The 21,540-nt window shown below is 47.1% G+C and carries 18 protein-coding genes; all 18 read left to right on the plus strand.

Annotated elements, in window-relative coordinates; translation table 11 throughout:
• The first annotated feature begins 1,350 nt into the window (after positions 1 to 1,350).
• The 18 genes from C6Y40_RS04260 to fliF all read left to right on the plus strand — a co-directional run bounded on the left by C6Y40_RS04260 (position 1,351) and on the right by fliF (position 21,536).
• Positions 1,351 to 2,172: a flagellin N-terminal helical domain-containing protein gene (locus C6Y40_RS04260; RefSeq protein ID WP_105933501.1), complete on the plus strand. Its 822-nt coding sequence runs from the start codon at positions 1,351 to 1,353 to the stop codon at positions 2,170 to 2,172.
• Between the two features lie 106 nt (positions 2,173 to 2,278).
• The gene (locus C6Y40_RS04265; RefSeq protein ID WP_105933502.1) at positions 2,279 to 2,725 is read left to right on the plus strand and encodes a flagellar protein FlaG; all 447 of its coding nucleotides are present in this window, start codon (positions 2,279 to 2,281) and stop codon (positions 2,723 to 2,725) included.
• A gap of 8 nt (positions 2,726 to 2,733) precedes the next feature.
• Positions 2,734 to 4,194, plus strand: a complete 1,461-nt coding sequence (gene fliD / locus C6Y40_RS04270; protein WP_105933503.1) for a flagellar filament capping protein FliD — start codon at positions 2,734 to 2,736, stop codon at positions 4,192 to 4,194.
• Positions 4,195 to 4,221: 27 nt separating this feature from the next.
• Positions 4,222 to 4,650 carry a flagellar export chaperone FliS gene (fliS, locus tag C6Y40_RS04275; protein WP_105933504.1) on the plus strand — a complete coding sequence of 143 codons (429 nt, stop codon included), beginning with the start codon at positions 4,222 to 4,224 and terminating at the stop codon, positions 4,648 to 4,650.
• Complete coding sequence (locus tag C6Y40_RS04280) at positions 4,647 to 4,967, plus strand: hypothetical protein (RefSeq protein ID WP_105933505.1); 321 nt, start codon at positions 4,647 to 4,649, stop codon at positions 4,965 to 4,967. The genes fliS and C6Y40_RS04280 overlap by 4 nt, the downstream gene beginning before the upstream one ends.
• Entirely contained in the window at positions 4,968 to 8,369 is a 3,402-nt protein-coding gene (locus C6Y40_RS04285) for a motility associated factor glycosyltransferase family protein (RefSeq protein ID WP_105933506.1), read from the plus strand.
• Positions 8,369 to 9,373 carry a UDP-N-acetylglucosamine 4,6-dehydratase (inverting) gene (gene pseB, locus C6Y40_RS04290; protein ID WP_105933507.1) on the plus strand — a complete coding sequence of 335 codons (1,005 nt, stop codon included), beginning with the start codon at positions 8,369 to 8,371 and terminating at the stop codon, positions 9,371 to 9,373. Before C6Y40_RS04285 ends, pseB begins: the two co-directional genes overlap by 1 nt.
• Positions 9,370 to 10,515, plus strand: a complete 1,146-nt coding sequence (pseC, locus tag C6Y40_RS04295; protein ID WP_105933508.1) for a UDP-4-amino-4,6-dideoxy-N-acetyl-beta-L-altrosamine transaminase — start codon at positions 9,370 to 9,372, stop codon at positions 10,513 to 10,515. Before pseB ends, pseC begins: the two co-directional genes overlap by 4 nt.
• Positions 10,512 to 11,213, plus strand: a complete 702-nt coding sequence (gene pseF, locus C6Y40_RS04300) for a pseudaminic acid cytidylyltransferase (RefSeq protein ID WP_105933509.1) — start codon at positions 10,512 to 10,514, stop codon at positions 11,211 to 11,213. Before pseC ends, pseF begins: the two co-directional genes overlap by 4 nt.
• A gap of 4 nt (positions 11,214 to 11,217) precedes the next feature.
• The gene (gene pseI, locus C6Y40_RS04305; protein ID WP_105933510.1) at positions 11,218 to 12,291 is read left to right on the plus strand and encodes a pseudaminic acid synthase; all 1,074 of its coding nucleotides are present in this window, start codon (positions 11,218 to 11,220) and stop codon (positions 12,289 to 12,291) included.
• Complete coding sequence (gene pseG, locus C6Y40_RS04310) at positions 12,288 to 13,313, plus strand: UDP-2,4-diacetamido-2,4,6-trideoxy-beta-L-altropyranose hydrolase (protein WP_105933511.1); 1,026 nt, start codon at positions 12,288 to 12,290, stop codon at positions 13,311 to 13,313. Before pseI ends, pseG begins: the two co-directional genes overlap by 4 nt.
• A 50-nt stretch (positions 13,314 to 13,363) precedes the next feature.
• Positions 13,364 to 13,834 carry a GNAT family N-acetyltransferase gene (locus tag C6Y40_RS04315; RefSeq protein ID WP_240621841.1) on the plus strand — a complete coding sequence of 157 codons (471 nt, stop codon included), beginning with the start codon at positions 13,364 to 13,366 and terminating at the stop codon, positions 13,832 to 13,834.
• Between the two features lie 180 nt (positions 13,835 to 14,014).
• A complete protein-coding gene (locus C6Y40_RS04320; RefSeq protein WP_105933513.1) occupies positions 14,015 to 14,815 on the plus strand; it encodes a flagellin N-terminal helical domain-containing protein in 801 nt (266 codons plus the stop codon).
• A 294-nt stretch (positions 14,816 to 15,109) separates the two neighbouring features.
• Complete coding sequence (locus C6Y40_RS04325; RefSeq protein ID WP_105933514.1) at positions 15,110 to 16,543, plus strand: sigma-54 dependent transcriptional regulator; 1,434 nt, start codon at positions 15,110 to 15,112, stop codon at positions 16,541 to 16,543.
• Positions 16,544 to 16,748: 205 nt separating this feature from the next.
• Positions 16,749 to 17,903, plus strand: coding sequence for a sensor histidine kinase (locus tag C6Y40_RS04330; protein ID WP_105933515.1), 1,155 nt, complete (start codon positions 16,749 to 16,751; stop codon positions 17,901 to 17,903).
• A gap of 3 nt (positions 17,904 to 17,906) precedes the next feature.
• Positions 17,907 to 19,253 carry a sigma-54-dependent transcriptional regulator gene (locus C6Y40_RS04335; protein ID WP_105933516.1) on the plus strand — a complete coding sequence of 449 codons (1,347 nt, stop codon included), beginning with the start codon at positions 17,907 to 17,909 and terminating at the stop codon, positions 19,251 to 19,253.
• A gap of 241 nt (positions 19,254 to 19,494) precedes the next feature.
• The gene (gene fliE / locus C6Y40_RS04340) at positions 19,495 to 19,833 is read left to right on the plus strand and encodes a flagellar hook-basal body complex protein FliE (RefSeq protein ID WP_105933517.1); all 339 of its coding nucleotides are present in this window, start codon (positions 19,495 to 19,497) and stop codon (positions 19,831 to 19,833) included.
• 14 nt (positions 19,834 to 19,847) lie between these two features.
• Positions 19,848 to 21,536, plus strand: coding sequence for a flagellar basal-body MS-ring/collar protein FliF (gene fliF / locus C6Y40_RS04345; protein WP_105933518.1), 1,689 nt, complete (start codon positions 19,848 to 19,850; stop codon positions 21,534 to 21,536).
• The last annotated feature ends 4 nt before the right edge of the window (positions 21,537 to 21,540 follow it).

A 21,540-nucleotide genomic window follows, 5' to 3' on the forward strand; every position in this document is an offset into this window, starting at 1 on the left:
GTTTGATTAATGCACTGGAGTATGGCAGAGCTACCACCTGCGACATAGAGGCTTAGACATAAGCTTACTAGTTGTTCATACCGGGTCCAGAGAAACTGGCAGGCGGCAACGGTAAACCTCTGTTTTACATGTTTTGCCACCTGAGCGGCAGAAACTGCCTTTGATATAAATAAAGCGATCCCCCGCATTAACGCAAAGCGCTGACAAAACCTGAGCGCCAGGTCGTACGCTGCGATTGCCAATGATAAGCCGGGAGATGAAAGTTGTGAAAAATACCATAAGAGGGTGGAATTGAGAGGCCAACCCTTGCCAGGGATGGCGGCCGTAAGGCCACCAAAACAAGGATTAAAACGCCGACTAGCAGAATTGAGAGTGTAGAATAGTTGGTTGAGAGGCCAGTATTTATCTACTATTATTCTGCAAGCCGACTAAAACCGAATTTGCTCCTTCTCCTAACGTGAGCAAGCTGGCCGGGTCACTTCGTTGACTCGGCCTTTTTTATTGTAATTACCAAATCGTTTCCCGTCACTTACATTAAAGATAAAGCAACAGTGATGCCAATTTTTTATATTATTGGTTAAGGTCGTATTCTCGTATTGCCAATCTGCATTAACTCTTAAAAATCAGCAGTTAGAAATAGCTTAAATCCGCAATAAAAGCGGACAAGACTTGCCTGTTATCCTGAATAAGTGCCCTGGTTTTGCCGCTTTTATCCAACTGCAATATCACCAGTGTTGTTCAGGTTGTTCAGTATGCATGGCCGAAATTAAAATGTGTTGTTGTTATTATTGATGCCAGCCTTTTACTCTTGTGTTCGCTTAGTGTTTTCGCCCAGATTCACGACCTGCCTGACAATCATTACAGGATTTGGTCTGTACAGGTTGGGTCGGGTGGCTGGCACTATTAGATCTTTCTCTCAGAGAGATGTTGTTCATGCAAAAGGGACGGCACAGCGACGTAGTCACCATCGACTTTTCTGCTCTCCACTCTTCCTTAATCGTAAGTCCTTCGCCTAAAAAATTAGCGCTAAAATGCGCGATATATACCGGTTTGAGAATATTATTCAGACGTCCTTATGAATAATCCTCCAAGGAAAAACCTTTTAAAACAAATGGTTGGTTTTTATTGTTCGTTTTTTTTAATTTTTTTAGAAAAAAAACTAAAGAATCTCAAGGTTGGGCCGATACCTATAGTTGAGGGGTAATTCATTCATGAATTGCGTGGCCGCTGTGAGAGGCGCTACAACGATGAGGTGATTTAGCTGAATACTGTTTAGCTAAATTGAATATGAAGATTATAACTTAACGGAATTTGAACAATTCTGACAGTTATAATCCCAGGAGGTTTATTATGGCTTTATATGTAAATACAAATGTATCGGCCTTGAATGCACAGCGTCAGTTATCTGATGTAAGCAGCAAGCTGGGTACATCTTTTGAACGTTTGTCTTCAGGTTTCAGAATTAACAGTGCTGCAGATGATGCCGCGGGATTACAGATCACTGATCGTATGACAACGCAGATTCAGGGCCTGAACCAGGCAGTACGTAACGCTAACGATGCTATCTCACTGACGCAAACTGCCGAAGGTGCGCTGGATGAGACCACCACTGCATTGCAGCGTATTCGTCAATTGGCAGTGCAATCGCAAAACGGTGTGAATAGTGCTGCAGATCGCAGTGCTTTAAACAAAGAAGTTACCGCACTGAAAACCGAAATTTCAAGGATTGCATCTGAATCAGATTTTAACGGCAAATCGCTACTGGACGGTACATTTGGCGCAAGCTTCCTGGTAGGAGCGAACGCTGGACAAACAATCGTTGTGTCATTAAGTGCTCAATCTTATGGCGCATCTGGTTTAGGGATTGATGGTGTGAGCGTGGGTACATCAGCTGCGGCGTCAGCTGCGTTAGCTGATATTGATGATGCAATCTCTGCTATCGGGGGCGCTCGCGCTGATCTGGGGGCGTTGCAAAATCGCTTTCAATCAACTATTCGTAATCTGAGTAATATTTCAGAAAACGTGTCGGCTGCGCGCTCGCAAATCCGTGATACAGATTTTGCTGCGGAAACCGCCGAGTTGACCCGTAACCAGATTATTCAACAGGCGTCAGTCTCTGTTTTGAGTCAGGCCAATCAGCGTCCACAAACCGCATTGTCGCTATTAGGCTAAAATTGAATTAACAATGTGGTATTAACATACCAATGTTAAACATTGAATGAGCGGGCGACTGCGATAAGCAGGCCCGTTTTACCTGTTTTAATACGGGGGATTAATTGTGGATCTTCAAGCTACACAAACTGGCCAGAACTTTGCAGCGAATGTTAAAGTCAATTCTCCTGGTGAGCCTGGAGTGGAAGTCAAACTTAACCAGAGTATTGCTGATACCCAGAAGGCAAGTGAGCAAAATAAGGTTGAACTTCAGACAGAAGGTGCTCAAGGTCAACAGGAATCTGCCGATAACCTTTCAAGAGAGGGGCAGAGACAAGTTCTGGATACTGCAGTCGAAGAAGTTCAGAGCTTTTTGCAGGTACAAAACCGTAATTTGGCTTTTTCTGTGGATGAAAGTTCCAGAAGGCCTGTAGTCACTGTTAAAGACTCTTCTTCAGGTGATGTGATAAGACAAATTCCATCCGAAGAAGTGTTGAGGTTAGCGGAAAGAATAAAAGAACTCCAACAAGATATAGGAAGCAAGGTAGGAGTACTTTTTAATAAACAAGTATGAGGTGAGCTATGACTATACAATCGTTAGGTGTTGGGTCCGGTCTTGCGCTTGATGATTTGGTCAGGCAGCTTATCAGTGCAGAACGGACGCCTAAAGAGCAGCGTCTTGATGCCAGAGAAGAAAGAGTGCAGGATGAAATTTCCGCACTCGGACAGATCAAATCCAAGATTTCCGCATTTAAAGACGCGGTGGATGACTTACGTACTGACGCCAGTATCAATGGCCGGGAACCGACGATAACTCACCCCTCTGAAGATATCGAAATCTTCAGCGCAGAAGCAACCAATACGGCCTTACGAGGTTCGTACGACATAAGCGTTTCTCAACTTGCATCTGGTTCACGCATAGAAACCGCTGACGCCGCCTTTACCAGCCCCACTGATGCAGTGCTTACCGATGGTGCTGGTGACACCACTATGACATTTAAAATTGATAGTACCGGGGACAGTTTCACGGTTAATGTCACCCAAAATATGACATTGGCAGAGTTGCGAGAGGCAATAAACAATAATGCAGATAACTTTGGCGTTAATGCCAATATTATCGATACCGGCACAGCGACCGGAGGCGCTAAATTAGTTTTTACGTCTGATACAACCGGCACAGGTAATGATCTGGTCATCGTCAACGATGGTGATCGCGCTGAATTAGATCGCCTGACGACAACCGACTCTGCAGAAACGGCGACCAATTTAACGCCAGTACTCACCGCTGCAAATGCAAAAGCCACTATCGACGGTATTCAGGTCGAGAGTGAGACTAATACGTTTGATAACACCATCCAGAATGTCACATTTACTGCCAATAAAGTTTCACCGCTTAACAGCGATGGCGTAACACGACAATCGTCAACCATGGAAATTGGCTACGACAAAGAGGGTTTGGAAACCAAGATCAATGATTTTATTGATAGCTATAACGGTATTATTGATGAAATCAAAAATGTGACCCGCTACGGAGAGTCTGAGCTTGAAGAAGATGGTGCACTGGCTGGTGACTCCTTACTGCGCGGCGTAAGCAGCCGGATGGCAACCATAGTTGGGTCAAGTGTTCAAAGTTCTGAGTTGGGCGGATTGTTTGCAATCGGTATTGAATTGACCACTGATGGCAAGTTAGAAATTAGTTCCACCGATTTTGGTTTGGGATCCGGAGAGTCGCGTTTTGACGATGCACTGGAAAATAGCTTTGATGATATCGCTAAGATCTTTACCGACGAAACTCAGGGTATTGCGACCCGGCTTTATGATATCGCTGATGAATACGCCTCTTCAGGAGGACTGATTAGCTCACGGGAAAAAGCGGCGCAAGATAATCAAAGTCAGATCGAAGATGCGCGCGCACGCCTGGAGCAGCATATGCTGGGTTACGAGACTATGGTCAGAGCTAAGTATCTGAATCTGGATCAAACGGTATCGAGACTTAACCAGACGGGCTCGGCTTTATTGGCTTCGTTAGGCTCATATTATTAATATTAAGAAGTAGCAGGAGAATTTATAATGGCACTTACAGGCATCAATGCGTACCGCAAGGGTAATCTTAAACAGGATATTGCCAATGCCGATCCGCATAAGCTGACTTTAATGTTGATGCAGGGCGCGCTGGATCGCATTGCTTATGCAAAAGGAGCAATGGAACGTCGTGAATATGAGCAAAAAGCGCAGTTTATTTCACGGGTTGTTGCAATCCTGATTAACTTACGCGATACACTCGATCTTGAAGCCGGGCAGGAGATGGCGGCAAATCTGTTTGAGCTGTATGACTACATGATCAATCGTATCAATGAAGCCCATATAACTAACAGCTTGCAGTATTTGGATGAAGTGTCTAGCCTATTAACAACAATTCGTGATGCGTGGGTACAGATTCCTGAATCAGCAAAACAGGAAGCGTACGAAATTCAGCGTCAAAAACAACAAGCCATTTGAACCCAGTTAATACTAAATCCCCACATACTACACCGGAGCTTGAGCGAGTAAACCTGCAACTCGCTCAACTTCTGAGTAATCAAGACTCCGAAAACCCAGATAACTATGAACAGTTTACGCAGCTTACTGAAACGCGTGACAAATTAGTCAAAAAACGGTTATCGGAATTACAAGAACCTCAATTAAGTGAATTTGCTAAAGCTGAATATCAATTAAATCAAGAGTTTGTAGAAATGGCGCAGTCTTTGCTTTCATCGGTAAAGGATGACCTGGTACAGTTTATACGTGGTCGAAAGGCGGTAAATAGGTATAAATAAATGTTAAATGATATTCGCTTGCAGCTTTGCAGTGATGAGCAGCTTCAGTCTCGTAATGAGGCTGCCGTGTCGTCTCAGATTCAGCAAAACCAGCGTGAGGGCATCAATGCGTTAAAGCGTTATATTCCGTCGTTGTTGTCTTATGTGTTCGCCCAGGTAAAAAGCAATATTTCCATTTTTTGCAATAAAGCAAAGGAACTGAATATTGTTGACTATAGTTCAGGTCAAACGTTTTATGGGGATAAGCCGCTTAGGGAAGTCACCGCACAGGTTAACAAGGTGGCACAGCAGGCCGATTTGGTTAACTTAAACTCCGGGGAATGGGCACAGCGCGCTTTACCTTTATCGCTGGATGCATTAGTGGTATTTGGTCTTGGCGCGGGTTATCACATCCAGCAGTTAATTGAACGCCATACCATCAAACATCTGATCATTTATGAACCACAACATCAGTATCTCAAATGTTCAATGAGCATGCTGTCGTGGCAGAATATTCTGCGTTTGGCGCAAAAAAAAGGCACCGCACTCTATTTTCAACTTGAGGAAGACGGGCGTAATGTCCAGCAAGATTTAGCTGAGTTGAGGCAGAATACCCAGGCAAACGAGTGTTATTTTTACAAACATTATAATCATATCGTGTTTGATGCACTGCTTACGCAAATTCAGCAGCATGGCCTGTTCAGTATTTCGGGTTTATCCCTTTATGCTCTGGAAAAAGAAAGTGTTGGTGATCTTTCACCGCGCTGGTCAGTCCCGCTGGATAGTGACGCCTGGACAGCGACTCAGTTATCTCAGGAAAGGTTTAATAAAAACCTTAGCGCGTTTAAAAAGTTTTTTAACGACATTTATGAAGAGTTTGCCGACTATGAGCCTGAGTGCTGGCTGCCCAGAGCGAACGCCAATGCAGAAGTAAACCTGTTTCATAAAGTAAAGAATATTAATTTGTACGGCGATTCTCCGTTACAGGAATGCCGCAATAGCTTTGAATTCTTTGCCTCACATCCTCATAAAGACACATTAGCAACGGGCACGGGGGGCGAAAAAAAGCGTAATTTTTTTCACTACCAATTAGTCAGCAAAGTTGAGCCATTACTGAAAAAGCTTGAAGATAAACAGGCAGAGCTGCCAGAAAAAGTGCGGTCGCTGATTATTTTTGGCCTGGGGGTTGGTTACCAGTTTGAGTTGCTGAGTAATGCCTACACCTTGGATAGGTTATTTATTTGTGAACCGAATCGCGATTTATTTTACGCCTCACTTTATGCCCTGGACTGGCATACTATTTTACACCGAATAGATGAACAAGGCGGTTCCTTGTACCTGAATATCGGTGACGATGGTACACATACTTTTCATGAATTAGTAACGCAATTTCAAGTGGTTGGCCCTTACGTGTTAGCCAACACGTTTTTTTATCAGGCCTACTACAACGAAAATTTAGTCAATGCTATCGCGCAGTTAAGAGAGCAACTGCAAGTGCTGATAGCGATGGGGGATTATTTTGATCACTCCCGTCATTTGGTTGCCCATACGCGCCAGGCGATACTGGACGGTATACCACATTTACGCGAAAAGCCGGCTCAGTATCTCAGCCAGGCAGAAAGAAATGTACCTGTTTTTATTGTCGGTAACGGCCCCTCGCTCGATGGCTTGATTGATACCCTGAAAGAATCTCAGGAAAGCGTGATTATCATCTCCTGTGGCACCGCGTTACAAAGTTTATATCGCCATGGCATAACGCCGGACTTTCACGCTGAAATTGAGGCTAATCGCTCTCCCTATGACTGGATAAGCAGAGGTGCTGACCTCAGTTTTCTTAAGCAAGTCAGCCTGATCAGTTGTAATGGGATACATCCCGATATCAGTGACCTGTTTAAGGATGTTTATTTAACCTTTAAGCCCGGTGAATCCGGTACAACCGCCGTGCAGCGATTGTATGAAAGCTTTCCGTTTGCATTGACAAAAAATGCCTACCCGACCGTAACCAACTTTGTTTTGGCCTTTGCCAGTCAGTTCGGGTTTTCGCAGCTTTACTTGCTTGGGGTGGATTTAGGGTTTATTGATGAAAAACACCACCACTCTAAAGCCTCCGGCTATTACATGAACGATGGTAAAGAGCAGTATGAATACAGCAAAGTACACAATACCTCGTTAACAGTAGCGGGAAATTTCCGACCTTTTGTGAATACCAAATATGAATTTAAATTAGCCAAAGAAATTCTGGAGCGAGCTGTTAAAGACTGTGATGAGGTGTATAACCTCAGTGATGGTGCTAAATTCGAAGGAACACGCCCTTTGCATAAAGAAGATACGCTTATTTTATCTACACCTGAGATAAAACAAGCTTGTCTGAGCAGTATCAAATCCAAAGGGTTTGAGCGCCTCGATGCCGACGAGTTTCAAACCCGGTTTAACGCTAAATATCAACAAGATGATTTGAGTAAAGATTTTCGACGTTTAATATCTCTGACCGAACGGGACGTAGAGTCAGTCGAGGATGTTGAAGAATTAATAGAGACGCAACGTACAGTGTTATTGTTATCTGTAAAGGGTAGCCATAGTTTGCTGTATTTTTATTTGAATGGTTCGCTGAATTTTGTGAACAGCGCCCTGACAAAAATTGTGTCAATTGATGATGAGAAACTGGCATTAACACTAGCATCTGAAGTACTTAGTCTGTGGCATGAGTCACTCAATACATTTTTAATATCGGTGACGGCAGAGCCCTATGCATTTGACTCGGTGTATGCGTTTTATGATACCCGGCAAGATGTCGTGTTTCCTCAGTATATCGCCAGTAACCAGATCAAATATACAGCCGCCGATAGCGATCTCAACGACTTATTAAAGTCCGCTCTGGACTATTGGGGTATCGCGAATACCCTGGCTGATGATGATTTCAATGTTGTTATCACACAAGACATTGAGTATATCGAATCCGCTCATCAAAGCGATGTGACAAAGGTTTATCTGCATACCGACAAAGCGCTTCCGTCTGCGTCAATGCTAACTCAGTCAAACGTAATTACTTTGTATTGTCCGGTGAATGAATTATCTAATTATAACAACCTGTATTATGGATGCTTGCTGGCAGTGGCGGCGGCGACTTTGCAGTGCGGAGCCTGTATTGTGGTGCCTAAGCTTCCGGCGGGAGAGTCTCTGTTAGTCGCTGATAAACTTTACGATTTAGCGTTTTTAGACGATTATTATGCTTACGATTTGCCATTGTTTTTTATATTCAGCCCAGCGCCTATCGCTGAAGATAATAAACTGATTGGGCTGGGTGATCGTGCAAGGTTTGTCCCTCACTTTACACCTGAATTACTGGTCGCCACTGAAATGCCTGCTAAGCTGCAACAAGAAGTTTTCAGTGAACAGTCAACATCACTAAATGAGAATAAATAATGAATGATTTTAACGGTAAAACGATATTGATTACTGGTGGCACAGGATCGTTTGGCAAGAAATTCGTCGAGTATTTGCTGGCCAAGTCAGAACCGAAAAAAATAATCATTTATTCTCGTGATGAACTTAAACAATTCGAAATGCAGCAGCAATTTAATGCGCCGAGTATGCGCTATTTTATTGGTGACGTAAGAGATAATGAACGTCTGAAAATAGCCATGAAAGACGTTGATTATGTTGTGCATGCTGCTGCACTAAAACAAGTGCCAGCCGCCGAATACAACCCTAATGAATGCATTAAGACCAATATCAATGGTGCGCAAAATGTGATTGATGCAGCCATGGCAAATGATGTATCTACTGTTATTGCCCTGTCTACAGATAAAGCGGCAAATCCGGTGAACCTTTACGGCGCAACTAAATTAGCCTCGGACAAGCTATTTGTGGCCGCAAACAATATCTCAGGAGCCTCCGGACCGCGCTTTTCAGTGGTTCGCTATGGCAACGTCGTAGGCTCAAGGGGCTCGGTAGTACCGTTTTTTCGTAAATTGCTGGCGGAAGGTTGTGACGAGTTACCGGTGACTCATCCGGAAATGACCCGTTTTTGGATTACCCTTGATGAAGGCGTTGAATTTGTAGTTAAAAACTTTGCCAGAATGCAGGGTGGGGAAATTTTCGTCCCCAAAATTCCGTCTATCCGTATTACTGATTTGGTTACGGCAATGAGTGGCAAATCCGATTATGAACTGGTTGGGATCCGCCCCGGTGAAAAGCTGCATGAAGTGATGGTGCCGGAAGAAATGGCGCACCACACGGTTGAATTTGACGATCATTATGTGATTGCCCCAGCGATTACGTTTTTCGATAAGAATATTGATTACCGCAGCAACCGGCTTGGCGAAAAAGGCAATCCCGTTACTGATAAGTTTGAATATCACTCTGGTACCAATCCACATTTTCTGACTATTGATGAGTTAAAAGCACTGGACAAGGACACGTTATGATCCCCTATGGTAAGCATCGGATATTTGCCGATGATGTCAGGGCAGTGACGGATGTTCTTGAGCATGGGTTTTTAACTCAGGGACAGCAGGTGCCCTTATTTGAAAGTGCATTGTGCCAGTATACCGGCGCAGCGTTTGGTGTGGCTTGTAATAGCGGTACATCAGGTTTACATATCGCCTGTCTGGCGGCAGGTGTAAAACCCGGTGACGTGGTATGGACCGTGCCTATTTCCTTTGTTGCCTCGGCTAACTGTGCCCTGTATTGCGGTGCGGAGATTGATTTTGTTGATATCGATCCTGTGACCCGCAATATGAGTGTTGATGCACTGGTAGATAAACTCCATCTGGCACTGGCCGAAAATAAAATACCTAAGGCTATCGTGGTGGTGCACTTTGCCGGTAGCAGTTGTGATATGGCCGCCATTGCCGAAATCACCGAGCCCTATGGTATTACACTGATTGAAGATGCAGCACATGCGCTGGGGGCAAACGATTCCCTGCAGCATAAAGTCGGTGCCTGTAAATATTCAGCAATGACCGTGCTGAGTTTTCATCCGGTAAAATCCATTACCAGCGCCGAAGGCGGGGCTGTGCTCACCAATGACGAAGAACTTGCGGTATTATTACGCCGTTATGCCAGTCATGGGATAACCCGCGACCCGGCAATGCTTGGGGAGTCACATAATGACGAGCCCTGGTTTTATGCCCAGCATGAGTTAGGTTTTAATTACCGTTTAAGTGATGTACATGCCGCGCTGGGTCGTTCCCAGCTTAAGCATCTGGATGAGTTTGTGACTCAGCGTCTGGCGCTCGCAGAGCGCTATGATGAAGCCCTTGAAGAACTCCCCGTTATTAAACCTGTGCTGGATACTAACAGTGCATGGCACCTGTATATGATTGAGTTAACCACCCATGATCGCAAAGTCGTGTTTAATGAACTACGAGCACGTGGTATTGGCGTGAATGTGCATTACATTCCGATTCATTTACAACCATACTATCAGCAACTAGGCTTTAAGTTGGGTCAGTTTCCGCATGCGGAAACCTATTACGAACGGGCCCTGACTTTACCTTTATTTCCCGCACTAACTGCCGATAACCAGAAGGAGGTTATTACGCAGTTAAGAGAGGTGTTATCGTGAATATAGCAGTGATCCCCGCCAGAGGCGGCAGTAAGCGTATCAAAAGTAAAAATGTCAGGTCATTTGCCGGCCAACCACTCATTGCATACTCTATTGATGCCGCCAAACGAGCCGGGGTGTTTGATGATATTGTGGTCTCTACAGACTCAGACGAAATTGCCCGCGTTGCCAAAGCATGGGGAGCGACATCTGTCATTGAGCGGCCGGCGGCCTTAGCTGACGACTATACCGGTACTTCTCCTGTCGTCAGGCATGCTATCGAGAGTTATCAATCGCAAAATGATTCGCCGGATTATGTTTGTTGTATCTATGCCACTGCGCCGTTTTTGAATGGTGATGTATTAGCACAGGCATTAAGCAAACTGGAAAGCGAACAAACCATGGATTTTGCGTTTTCAGTGACCACCTTTGAGTTTCCCATTCAACGGGCTATCAGACTGGCTGATAAGGGCGTTGAACCGTTAGATGCCAGTCAGATGGAAAAACGCTCGCAGGATTTAGAAGAATACTATCACGATGCAGGCCAGTTTTACTGGGGAAAAAAGGATGCCTGGCTGGACAATAACCCTTTGTTTTCCAAACAGAGTATGCCGGTATTTTTACCTCGTTATCTGGTCCAGGATATCGATACCGAAGAAGACTGGATCCGGGCCGAACTGATGTATCGGGCCTACATGCAAACGAAGGGAGATAAGTAGTCATATGGCTAAAGGCGTATCTTCTGACCCGATATATATCGGTCATCGTGAAATTAGTGCCCGACAAGCGCCTTTTATCATCGCAGAACTCAGTGGCAATCATAGTCAGTCACTGGACACGGCCAGAGCGATGGTTAAAACTGCGGCAGAAAGCGGTGCGCACGCGATCAAATTGCAAACTTATACCGCGGACAGCATGACACTGGATGTCACGGATAAAGGGTTTGTTATTGAAGAGCAGGACAGCCTCTGGCATGGTGCCAGTTTATATCGTTTGTATCAAAAAGCGGCCACGCCCTATGAATGGCACGCCGAATTGTTTGACTATGCCAATTCCCTTGGCATGCTGGCGTTTAGCTCGCCCTTTGATGAAGCCGCTGTAGACTTTCTTGATGAGCTGAATGTACCGTGCTTTAAAATTGCGTCATTTGAATTAACCGACATTCCCCTTATCCGCAAAGCGGCCAGTAAAGGCAAGCCTTTGATTATGTCGACCGGCATGGCGAGTTTGAGCGAAATTGAGCTGGCCGTCGACACCGCTCGCAATGCCGGGTGTGAGGATATTATTTTATTAAAATGTACCAGCACTTACCCCGCGGAGCCGGTGAATACCAATTTACTGACGATACCGCATTTGCGGGATGCGTTTGGCTGTGAGGTAGGGTTAAGTGACCACACTGGTGGCATCGGCGCTGCCGTTGCTTCTGTAGCGTTGGGCGCTAGCGTCATCGAAAAACATTTTGTACTGGATCGTAATGGTGGTGGCGTTGATGCGGCGTTTTCCCTGGAGCCGGAAGAACTTACTTCTTTAGTAGTGGAAAGTGAACGTGCCTGGCAGGCGTTGGGCCAGGTGAAGTACGGTGGTACGGTGGCGGAAGATAAATCCAAACAATACCGTCGTTCCATTTATGCCAGTCAGGATATCCAGCCCGGTGAAGCATTGGGACCGGACAATCTTAAAATTGTCCGACCGGCCTTTGGTTTAGCGCCAAAGCACTGGGACTCAGTGTTACATAAGAAAGCCGCTGACTTTATTAAAAAAGGCACCGCGCTGAGTTGGGAGCATATCAGCCAATGAGTGGCTTGTTGTTTTGCACCGGCGGTAACAAAGCGAGTGGAATTGGCCATCTGATGCGTTGTCAGGCGTTAGCGCAGGCAGCTCAGGAGCATGGAATTGATGCTGTCTTTGTGGTGAATGAAGCCGCCAGAGAAATCGCCTTAAGCCGACATGACTGGTGCGGGAAACAGATAACCGCGCCGGCTGAGCAAAATGAATTAGCTGCACAACTACTGGCTGTTGCGCGTGATATCGGAGCCATCGCTATCGTTGTGGATGGCTATGCATTTAATGAGACATTTTTGCAGTCGTTAGGGGAGAGTGTATTCCCTCTGGTATTACTTGATGACATATGTCAGCCGGGCATTCAGTTTGCCAGTCTGATTTGTAATCCGGCAGGGCGTGAGTGGCAGGAATATTATCAACAGCACAATCCGCAGGCGACACTATGTTTGGGTGCCGAATATCGCCTTCTGAGACGGGAATTTACCGCTACAATCCCCTTGCCAATAGAACGTCGCTTTAGTCTGACCATTAATTTAGGGGGCAGTGATCCGCTTGGTTATACATTGCCGTTATTGCAGGCAATAAATAAAACAGTAACTGATGCTCCCATCAGAGTTGTTACCGGTCCGGGTATGGATAGTGAGCAGCTTGAGGCGATAAAAGCTTATATAAACGATTCCGGTTACGCCATTCAGCATGTGCACAACTGCCAGGATATGGCCGATTTATGGAGCAACTCCCGTCTTGCTATCACCGCTGCCGGAGGGAGTCAGTTTGAGCTGGCAGCCTGCCACACACCAGCCGTTTTGCTGGTAGTTGCCGAAAATCAGCGAAATACAACCGAACAATCTGTAACGCAGGGATGGTGCATGATGCATGATGCAACTAATGGTATTGATTTAGAGCAAATCTCTTCTCAGGTGGCGTCGTTATGGCACGATGATGAGAAATTAAGCGACATGAGTTTGGCAGCCTCAGACTATGCAACCAAAGACGGGGCGTTTTGCTTGCTGAATTCGATACTGGATCTTTCATAGTTGCTTCAAGCCAGTGTGAGTAATGTGGAGTATATATCGCTGTGGTAAAAGTGAGAGAAGCATCGCCGGAGGATTGTTTAGACATATACCGGTGGCGTAATGACGAACTAACCAGGCAAATGTCTCAAACGACCGACAAAGTAGCACTTAAGGACCATAAGGAATGGTTTGCTGCGTCCTTGAAAAACAGACGACGGTTGTTGGTAATATGTGAAGATGAGTGCGACGAAAAAATAGGAATTGTGCACTTTGAAGTTAAAGGTAACCGCGCACTGATTTCAATCAATATCGCCCCCGATAAACGTGGCCGGGGCCTGGCAAAAACCTGTATCACCGAAGGGATCGCTTTGCTGAATAGCCGCTTCGACAATATTCATGTTGTTAAAGCTGAAATTAAGCCTGAAAATACGGCGAGTCAGCACTCATTCCTCAATGCAAACTTTACTCAAACGAATCAGTCAGAGTCCCTGTTGTGTTTCGAGTATAGCACTACAGCCGATACTCAGAAGGTCGACATATAGTATTGCTAACCCCTTATAGTATGCCGGTGTGCAAGACAGACCGCTGTGTACCAAACAAGCTGTAACCTCTTTGTATTTATACTTTCGTATTTATTGCTATACATATTGTGCCATTTGCGAGATATGGTCTCTATTGGCTAACCTTTGTACAACTGCTACACTGAGCCTGAGGTGAAAGGTATGATTAATTTTAACGCAGACAAGCCAGTAACGTTGCTCGACCAGGTTCAGCAGCGTCAGGAAAAGCTGTCTGAACAACTCGCATCGGGTAAGCAGGTAAACAGCGCAGCCGATGGCGCTGCTGCGCAGCAGATTATTGATCGACTGACGTCAGAGGTTGAGGGTAACCGACAGGCGGTCAGTAATGCTTACGACGGTCTAGCTTTGGCACAGGTTGCTGAAGGCGGTTTAGACGGTATTAACAACGACGTAAACCGTATCCGAGAGCTCACTATTCAATCCGGCAATGGGATATTAAATGATGCCGACCGTGATGCTATTCAGGCCGAAATAACGCAGCTTCAGGATAATATCGCTCAGACCGTTGAGCAAACCACCTTTGCTGGAAAATCGCTTTTATCTGACGAGGGCTCACTGGATTTTCAGGTGGGCAGTCAGGCTGGCCAGCAAATAAGTGTTGATACACAGGATATCGGCGGTCAGTTGTCGGATGTTTTGTCAGTGGATATCACATCACAGCCTCTTGAGCAGGCGCTCGCAGCCGCTGACAGCGCTATTGAAACCGTGGACGGAGTGCGTGGCGATTTAGCCGCGGTACAAAGTCAGTTTGAATCAGCAGCACGTAACCTAACCCAGACTAATGTAAATCAGGCGGCTGCCCGTAGCCGGATTCAGGATACTGATTATGCGCAGGCGGTATCACAACAAGCATCCAATGATGTTTTGGGGCAGGCTTCCATTGCCGTGCAGACGCAGGCTAATCAGCGACAAGGGCAAGTATTAAGCTTACTCAATAGCTAACGCACATGAAATAGAATAAGAGGCAGGGTTTACCTGCCTTTTTTATTGCCAAAACTTTATATTTTCATTGCGATTCACAATGTTAGAGCTACAATTGCGTTAACGCTATATCAATCCATGATCTTGGTTTTAAAGCATTTTGCGTAATTTATCTCGCTCGTTCTTAATTGCCCGGAAGGCTCTGTAACGACGAAAAGACCGATTAATTTTGTGCCTGAATTTTGACGCAGGACAGACATTCAACAGTGGTTTGGTATAAACTAGTACTTATAACAATAGCGTTTCGGGGAATGAATGAAGGATATCTTGCTTGTTAGTGATAACAACGCATTAAAACAAAACTTGCACACCATCCTGACCTTCTTGGGGGAGCCGTGTGTTTCGCTATCTGTTTCCGACGCTAAAGAAAAGCTAAACGGTAAAACGCCCACCGCAGTTGTCATTGATGTTGAAAGTGGGGGTGAGGCATTATCGCTGATTAAATCTTCACCACAACATCCGTTTGTCGCGGTGAATATGGCTAACCATTCTCATCCCAATGTGGGGAACCTGGTTGGGCATATTACTTTGCCTATTACATACCCGGTGCTCACACAGGCTATCCATCGTTGTCAGGAATACATCCGCAGTCACCCTGTTCGTAACGGCGCGGTACCCACCAAAACCCGGTTATTCCGCAGTCTGGTAGGTAAAAGCGAACAAATTCAAGGCGTTCGTCGCCTGGTAGAGCAGGTTGCGCCCACTGAAGCCACGGTGCTTATTCTGGGTGAGTCAGGAACCGGTAAGGAAGTTGTCGCGCGTAATGTACATTTCCTGTCAGAACGTAAAGACGGTCCGTTTATCCCGGTAAACTGCGGCGCTATTCCCGGTGAGTTGCTGGAAAGTGAGCTATTTGGTCACGAAAAAGGCGCTTTTACCGGTGCTATCAGTGCCCGTAAAGGCCGTTTTGAACTGGCCGAAGGCGGCACATTATTTCTCGATGAAATCGGCGATATGCCTTTGCAGATGCAGGTGAAATTACTGCGGGTACTGCAGGAAAGAATGTTTGAAAGAGTCGGTGGTAACCGGCCCATACAGTGTGACGTGCGAATCATCGCCGCCACCCATCGCGATCTGGAAAAGATGATTGCCGATGATAAATTCCGCGAGGATTTATATTACCGCCTGAATGTGTTCCCTATCGACAGTCCGGCCCTGCGTGAACGCCGTGAGGATATCCCGTTACTATTGCAGGAGTTGATCAGCCGCATTCAGGGGGATGGTGTTGACCCGGTGAAATTTACCGAGCGTGCTATCAGTTCACTGATGGAACACCCCTGGTCGGGCAATGTCCGAGAATTGTCTAACCTGGTGGAACGGCTGATGATCCTCTATCCAGGCCAGATTGTCGATGTGCAGGATCTGCCGCAGAAATATCAGTATGGTGATATGGAGCGTTTTGAGCCGGATTACCCGGAAGAAGTGCTCGAGCGGGATGCCTTCAACGAACTCTTTGCTGAGTCGGCCGGGTACGATGATGATTCACAGGAGCCTGAACCGGCTATCAACGGATATTTGCCGGATGAAGGAGTAAACCTTAAAGAGTATCTTTCGGAGCTGGAGATTAATCTTATCCAGCAAGCCCTCGATCAGCAGGAGTGGGTTGTTGCCCGGGCTGCCGATAAGCTGGGAATGCGCCGAACCACCCTGGTTGAGAAGATGCGCAAGTACAATATTCAGCGTGACTAACACCGTTGGCCTGAGAAAGAGTTAATCATTCGGTTAGCTCCATCTCTGTAGGTAAACGCCGATACCCTCCATTTGTCATTATATTGACAGCGAAGACTTCGTCAGAAATCACTTATCTTATTGAAATTTAATGCCTAAATTTCTGGCACGACTAATGCTAATTCCTTAGCAGTCCAACAAGTGTCTGCAAATTGACGAGGAATGTATGGCATTAAATAGTCGTGTTGCCAATACCGTAGAAGAAGTATCGATAAAGCCGGGGAAAAGCCGTCAGGCCGCGGCCGATTTATCGCTGGTACGCGAAACTGCTCAATCACCGCAGCAGGAACTCGACTCCTTACGGCAACAAGCGTCCCGCCTTAATCACCTGTTACAGGTTATGCCTGCCGGGGTTATCGTGCTGGATGGCAAAGGATTTGTGAGGCAAGCCAACGAACAGGCGTCTTTGTTGCTTGGCGAACCGCTCGAAGGTGAGTTGTGGCGAACCATTATTGCCCGCTCTTTTAAACCCCGGGCCGATGATGGTCACGAAGTGTCGTTGTTTGATGGGCGCCGCGTTAAGTTGTCTATTACACCGCTGGTCAATGAGCCGGGTCAGCTGATTGTGCTTACCGACCTGACCGAAACCCGTCAGTTACAGGCGCGGCTGAGTCACCTGCAGCGCTTGTCCTCACTGGGCAAAATGGTTGCTTCTCTGGCCCATCAAATTCGTACGCCACTGTCAGCGGCAATGCTGTATGCGGCCAATCTGACCCGCAAAAACCTCCAGCCGGAATCCGGCGTTCAGTTTGCGCATAAACTGCAGGACAGACTCAAAGAGCTGGAGAGCCAGGTTAATGATATGTTGCTGTTTGCCAAAAGCGGTGAGCAACAGGTCGTTAATGATATCTCAGTGCAAGAACTGTATGAGGCAATTGCGCCGACAGCGCAAACCATTACTCAGGGCCAGGATCAGCTCGTTATCTATAAAGGTCAGCATATTAATGCGTCGATCACCGGTAACCTTACCGCCTTGCAGGGCGCTTTACTCAACCTGATCCAGAATGCCAGCCAGATTAGCCCGAAGGGCAGTGACGTGACCGTGCAGTTCAGCGTGTTAAACCGCTGGTTGTGTATCACCATCAGCGATCAGGGGCCGGGTCTTTCTGACGCCTTGAAAGACAAAATTTTCGAACCCTTTTACACCACCAAAACGCACGGCACCGGCCTCGGCCTGGCCGTAGTGCAGTCGGTAGTGAAAGCACATCAGGGCCGCATTAATGTGGAAAATTTGGCCGATGAAGGCGCCTGTTTTTCCATTATGTTACCCCGCGCATTTGCCAGTGACATGGTAATTGCCGACACCCAACCAGAGGAATAACCCATGCCAAAAACAACCGTACTGATCGTCGAAGATGATGCAGGCCTGCGCGAGGCGCTGGTAGATACGCTGTTACTGGCTGATTATCAGGTGGTCGCCGCCGATTCAGCAGAGCAGGCGATCATGCTGCTTGGTAAGCAGTCGGTGGATATTGTGGTCAGTGATATTCAGATGGGCGAAATGAATGGCCTGGCGCTATTAAAAGCGATTAAGAGCAAAGATGCCAATGTGCCGGTGCTGCTGATGACAGCTTATGCCACGGTGGATGATGCTGTGAGCGCTATGCGCGACGGCGCGACGGATTATTTGTCCAAACCTTTCGCCCCGGAAGTACTATTGAATCTGGTTGGTCGTTACGCACCGGCGCAAAAAGTCGAGTCCCGACAACCCATTGTTGGCGATAGCAGCAGTCTGGAATTACTCCAACTGGCGCGCAAAGTGGCTCGCTCAGAGGCAACCGTGATGGTGTTGGGGCCAAGTGGTTCGGGTAAAGAAGTGTTATCCCGCTATATCCACGACAACTCACAGCGCAGTCAGTCACCTTTTGTGGCGATTAACTGTGCGGCTATTCCTGAAAATATGCTGGAGGCCACCTTATTTGGCTATGAGAAAGGGGCTTTTACCGGTGCAGTGCAGGCGTGTCCGGGTAAATTTGAACAAGCCCAGGGCGGCACTTTACTGCTTGATGAAATCACCGAAATGGACCTGGCGCTACAAGCGAAGTTGCTCCGTGTGTTGCAGGAAAAAGAAGTGGAGCGCCTCGGTGCACGCAAAACCATTGAACTGGATGTCCGCGTTATAGCTACCAGTAACCGCGATCTAAAAGAAGCCGTGGCCAGAGGAGAGTTTCGTGAAGATTTATATTACCGCTTAAATGTGTTTCCAATTACCTGGCTGCCATTAGCGCAGCGGGTAGGGGATATTATTCCGCTCGCTGAACACCTGATTAATCGCCATGCTGCCCAGCAAGGGTTAGGGCAGTTTAAACTGAGTGCTTCGGCACGCAGTAAACTGTTACAGCACAGCTGGCCAGGCAATGTCCGCGAACTGGAAAATGTCTGCCAGCGGGCGCTTATCTTGTGTGAATCAGAGGTGATTGATGGCAGCGAGTTGATGATTGAACCCATGAGCGGGCAGTCCTTTGCGCCAGACAGTGAAGCCGATTATGAAGAAGATGACAGCCGCCTGGGCTCGGAGCTGCGTCACCAGGAACACCAGATCATTCTGGATACCCTGGCGTCCTGCAAGGGGAAACGCAAGGATGTGGCCGAAAAGCTCGGCATCAGCCCGCGCACACTGCGCTATAAGCTGGCGCGCATGCGTGAGCAGGGCATCGAAGTACCGGCCTGATTTCATCACTATTTCTACCTACCTACAGGGCGCCTATATAAGCGCCCTGTTTGCTATTCCCCTCCGATAACCCGTAGCCCTGTGCCTGATTGCCGTCATAAATTTGGCATAAATACATAAGTTGCTGATATTAAATAATAATAAAAGTTGGTCTGGTCCTTGCTGTAGATCTCTGTAAGTACCATTAAAGCCATAAATCCGGCACCACCGGACAGGCAATCAACACACATCAGGAGCCGTTATGGACGTTAAAGCCAACAGTTTGTATCAGGAAATGCAGGCTATGATCGCGCAGACTCGTCTGGACGTTAATCCACAGCAAAATCTTGAAGTCAGTACAGAGTTAAATACGTCGAAAAGCGATTTTGCTGCGATGCTGGGCAATGCTGTTGAGAAAGTAAACAGTATGCAGCTTGAATCCAAAGAAATGACCCAGCGTTTCGAAATGGGTGATAAATCCCTCAGCCTGGCTGAAGTGATGCTGGCCAAAGAGAAGTCGGGTATTGCGTTTGAAGCCACCGTGCAGGTGCGCAACAAAGTACTTGAAGCGTACAAGCAAATCATGAATATGCCGGTGTAGTGGAGTAACTGACTGTGGCTGAAGCAACGGGAACCAATCTGGCCGTCTCTGACGCGGCGGATTCCGATAACGAGCAAAAATCCGGGTTTATGGACACCATTGGCAGTACCGATATGGTGCGCCAGATGACGCTGGTGGTTGTGCTAGTCATCAGCGTGGCCATTGCCATCTTTGTGGTGTTGTTTATCCAGGAACCGGATTTCCGTCCGCTGGCTAAAATGGACACCGAAGAGCTGATTGAAACCCTCGATTACCTTGATGCCAACCAGATTGAATATCAGTTGGAAGGTAATATCGTTCACGTTCGGGTCGACGAATACCAAAAAATTAAACTGGGTATGAGCCGTGAAGGTCTGGCGCAGGCCGAACAGGCTGGCAGCGACATTATCATGCAGGACATGGGCTTTGGCGTGTCACAGCGGGTGGAAATGGAACGCCTCAAACACGCTCGGGAAATGCAGGTGGCTGCCACGATTGAAGACATGGCCAGCATCAAAAAGGCCCGCGTACTGCTGGCATTGCCGAAAGAAAACGTGTTTGCCCGCCGTGAGAAAAAAGCCAGCGCTACGGTAGTATTAACCGCAAAACGGGGCTCGGCAATAACCGGTGAAGAAGTTGACGCGGTAGTCGATATCGTGGCCTCGGCGGTGCAGGGCATGGAACCAGAGAGAGTGACCGTCACCGACAGTAACGGCCGGTTACTCAACTCCGGCTCGCAAAATTCAGTCAGTGCCAGGGCACGAAAAGAATATGAAATCGAACGTCAGCGTGAGAGCGAATATCAGGAAAAAATTGATGCTATTTTGATCCCCGTGTTGGGTATTGGTAACTACACAGCGCAGGTAGATGTCAGCATGGACTTTACTGCGGTGGAACAAACCCAGCGCCGGTATAACCCGGATTTACCCGCCGTGCGCAGTGAAATGGTGGTCGAGGAAAATTCTGTGGGTTCGGTTGCCGCTGGTATTCCCGGCGCGATCAGCAACCAGCCGCCACTTGACGCGAATATCCCTGAAAACGCTATCGGCAATGCTCAGGTTGCGCCGGTCCCCGGCAGAACCACCAAAGAGTCGACCCGCAATTACGAGCTGGACACCACTATTAGCCATACCAAGCAACAAACTGGTGTGATCCGTCGTCTGAGTGTGTCAGTGGCGGTGGACTATCAGCAAAGCACAGCTGAAGACGGAACCGTTAGCAGCGAAGCCCGCAGTCAGGAAGAGTTACTGAGCATTCGCCGTTTACTGCAGGGCGGTATCGGCTTCGACGTTACCCGTGGTGACAGCCTCGAAGTGGTCAGCATGCCGTTCAGTCGCATCGATGCCGGTGATATGGAAGAGCTACCACTTTGGGAACAACCTTTCTTTATGCCTATACTTAAGTGGGTAATGGGCGGACTGGTCGTTATCACGCTGATCTTTGCCGTCATCAGACCGATGCTGTCAAAACTCATTAATCCGGCGGATAGTCAGGCCAGTGACGAATTCGATGCTGATGAAGGATTGGATCTGGGTGATGATACCATTAATATGCTGTCCAGCGAGTTTGATGCCGGTCAGGTTGGCTTTGCACCGGATGGCTCGTTAATGTTGCCGGATCTGCATAAAGATGAAGATGTGTTAAAAGCGGTGCGTGCACTGGTGGCCAATGAACCTGAACTATCTGCCCAGGTAGTGAAGGGCTGGCTGTTGCAGGATGAGTAATTAA

Source organism: Marisediminitalea alba (assembly GCF_002993365.1).
Classification (GTDB): Bacteria; Pseudomonadota; Gammaproteobacteria; order Enterobacterales; family Alteromonadaceae; genus Alteromonas; species Alteromonas alba.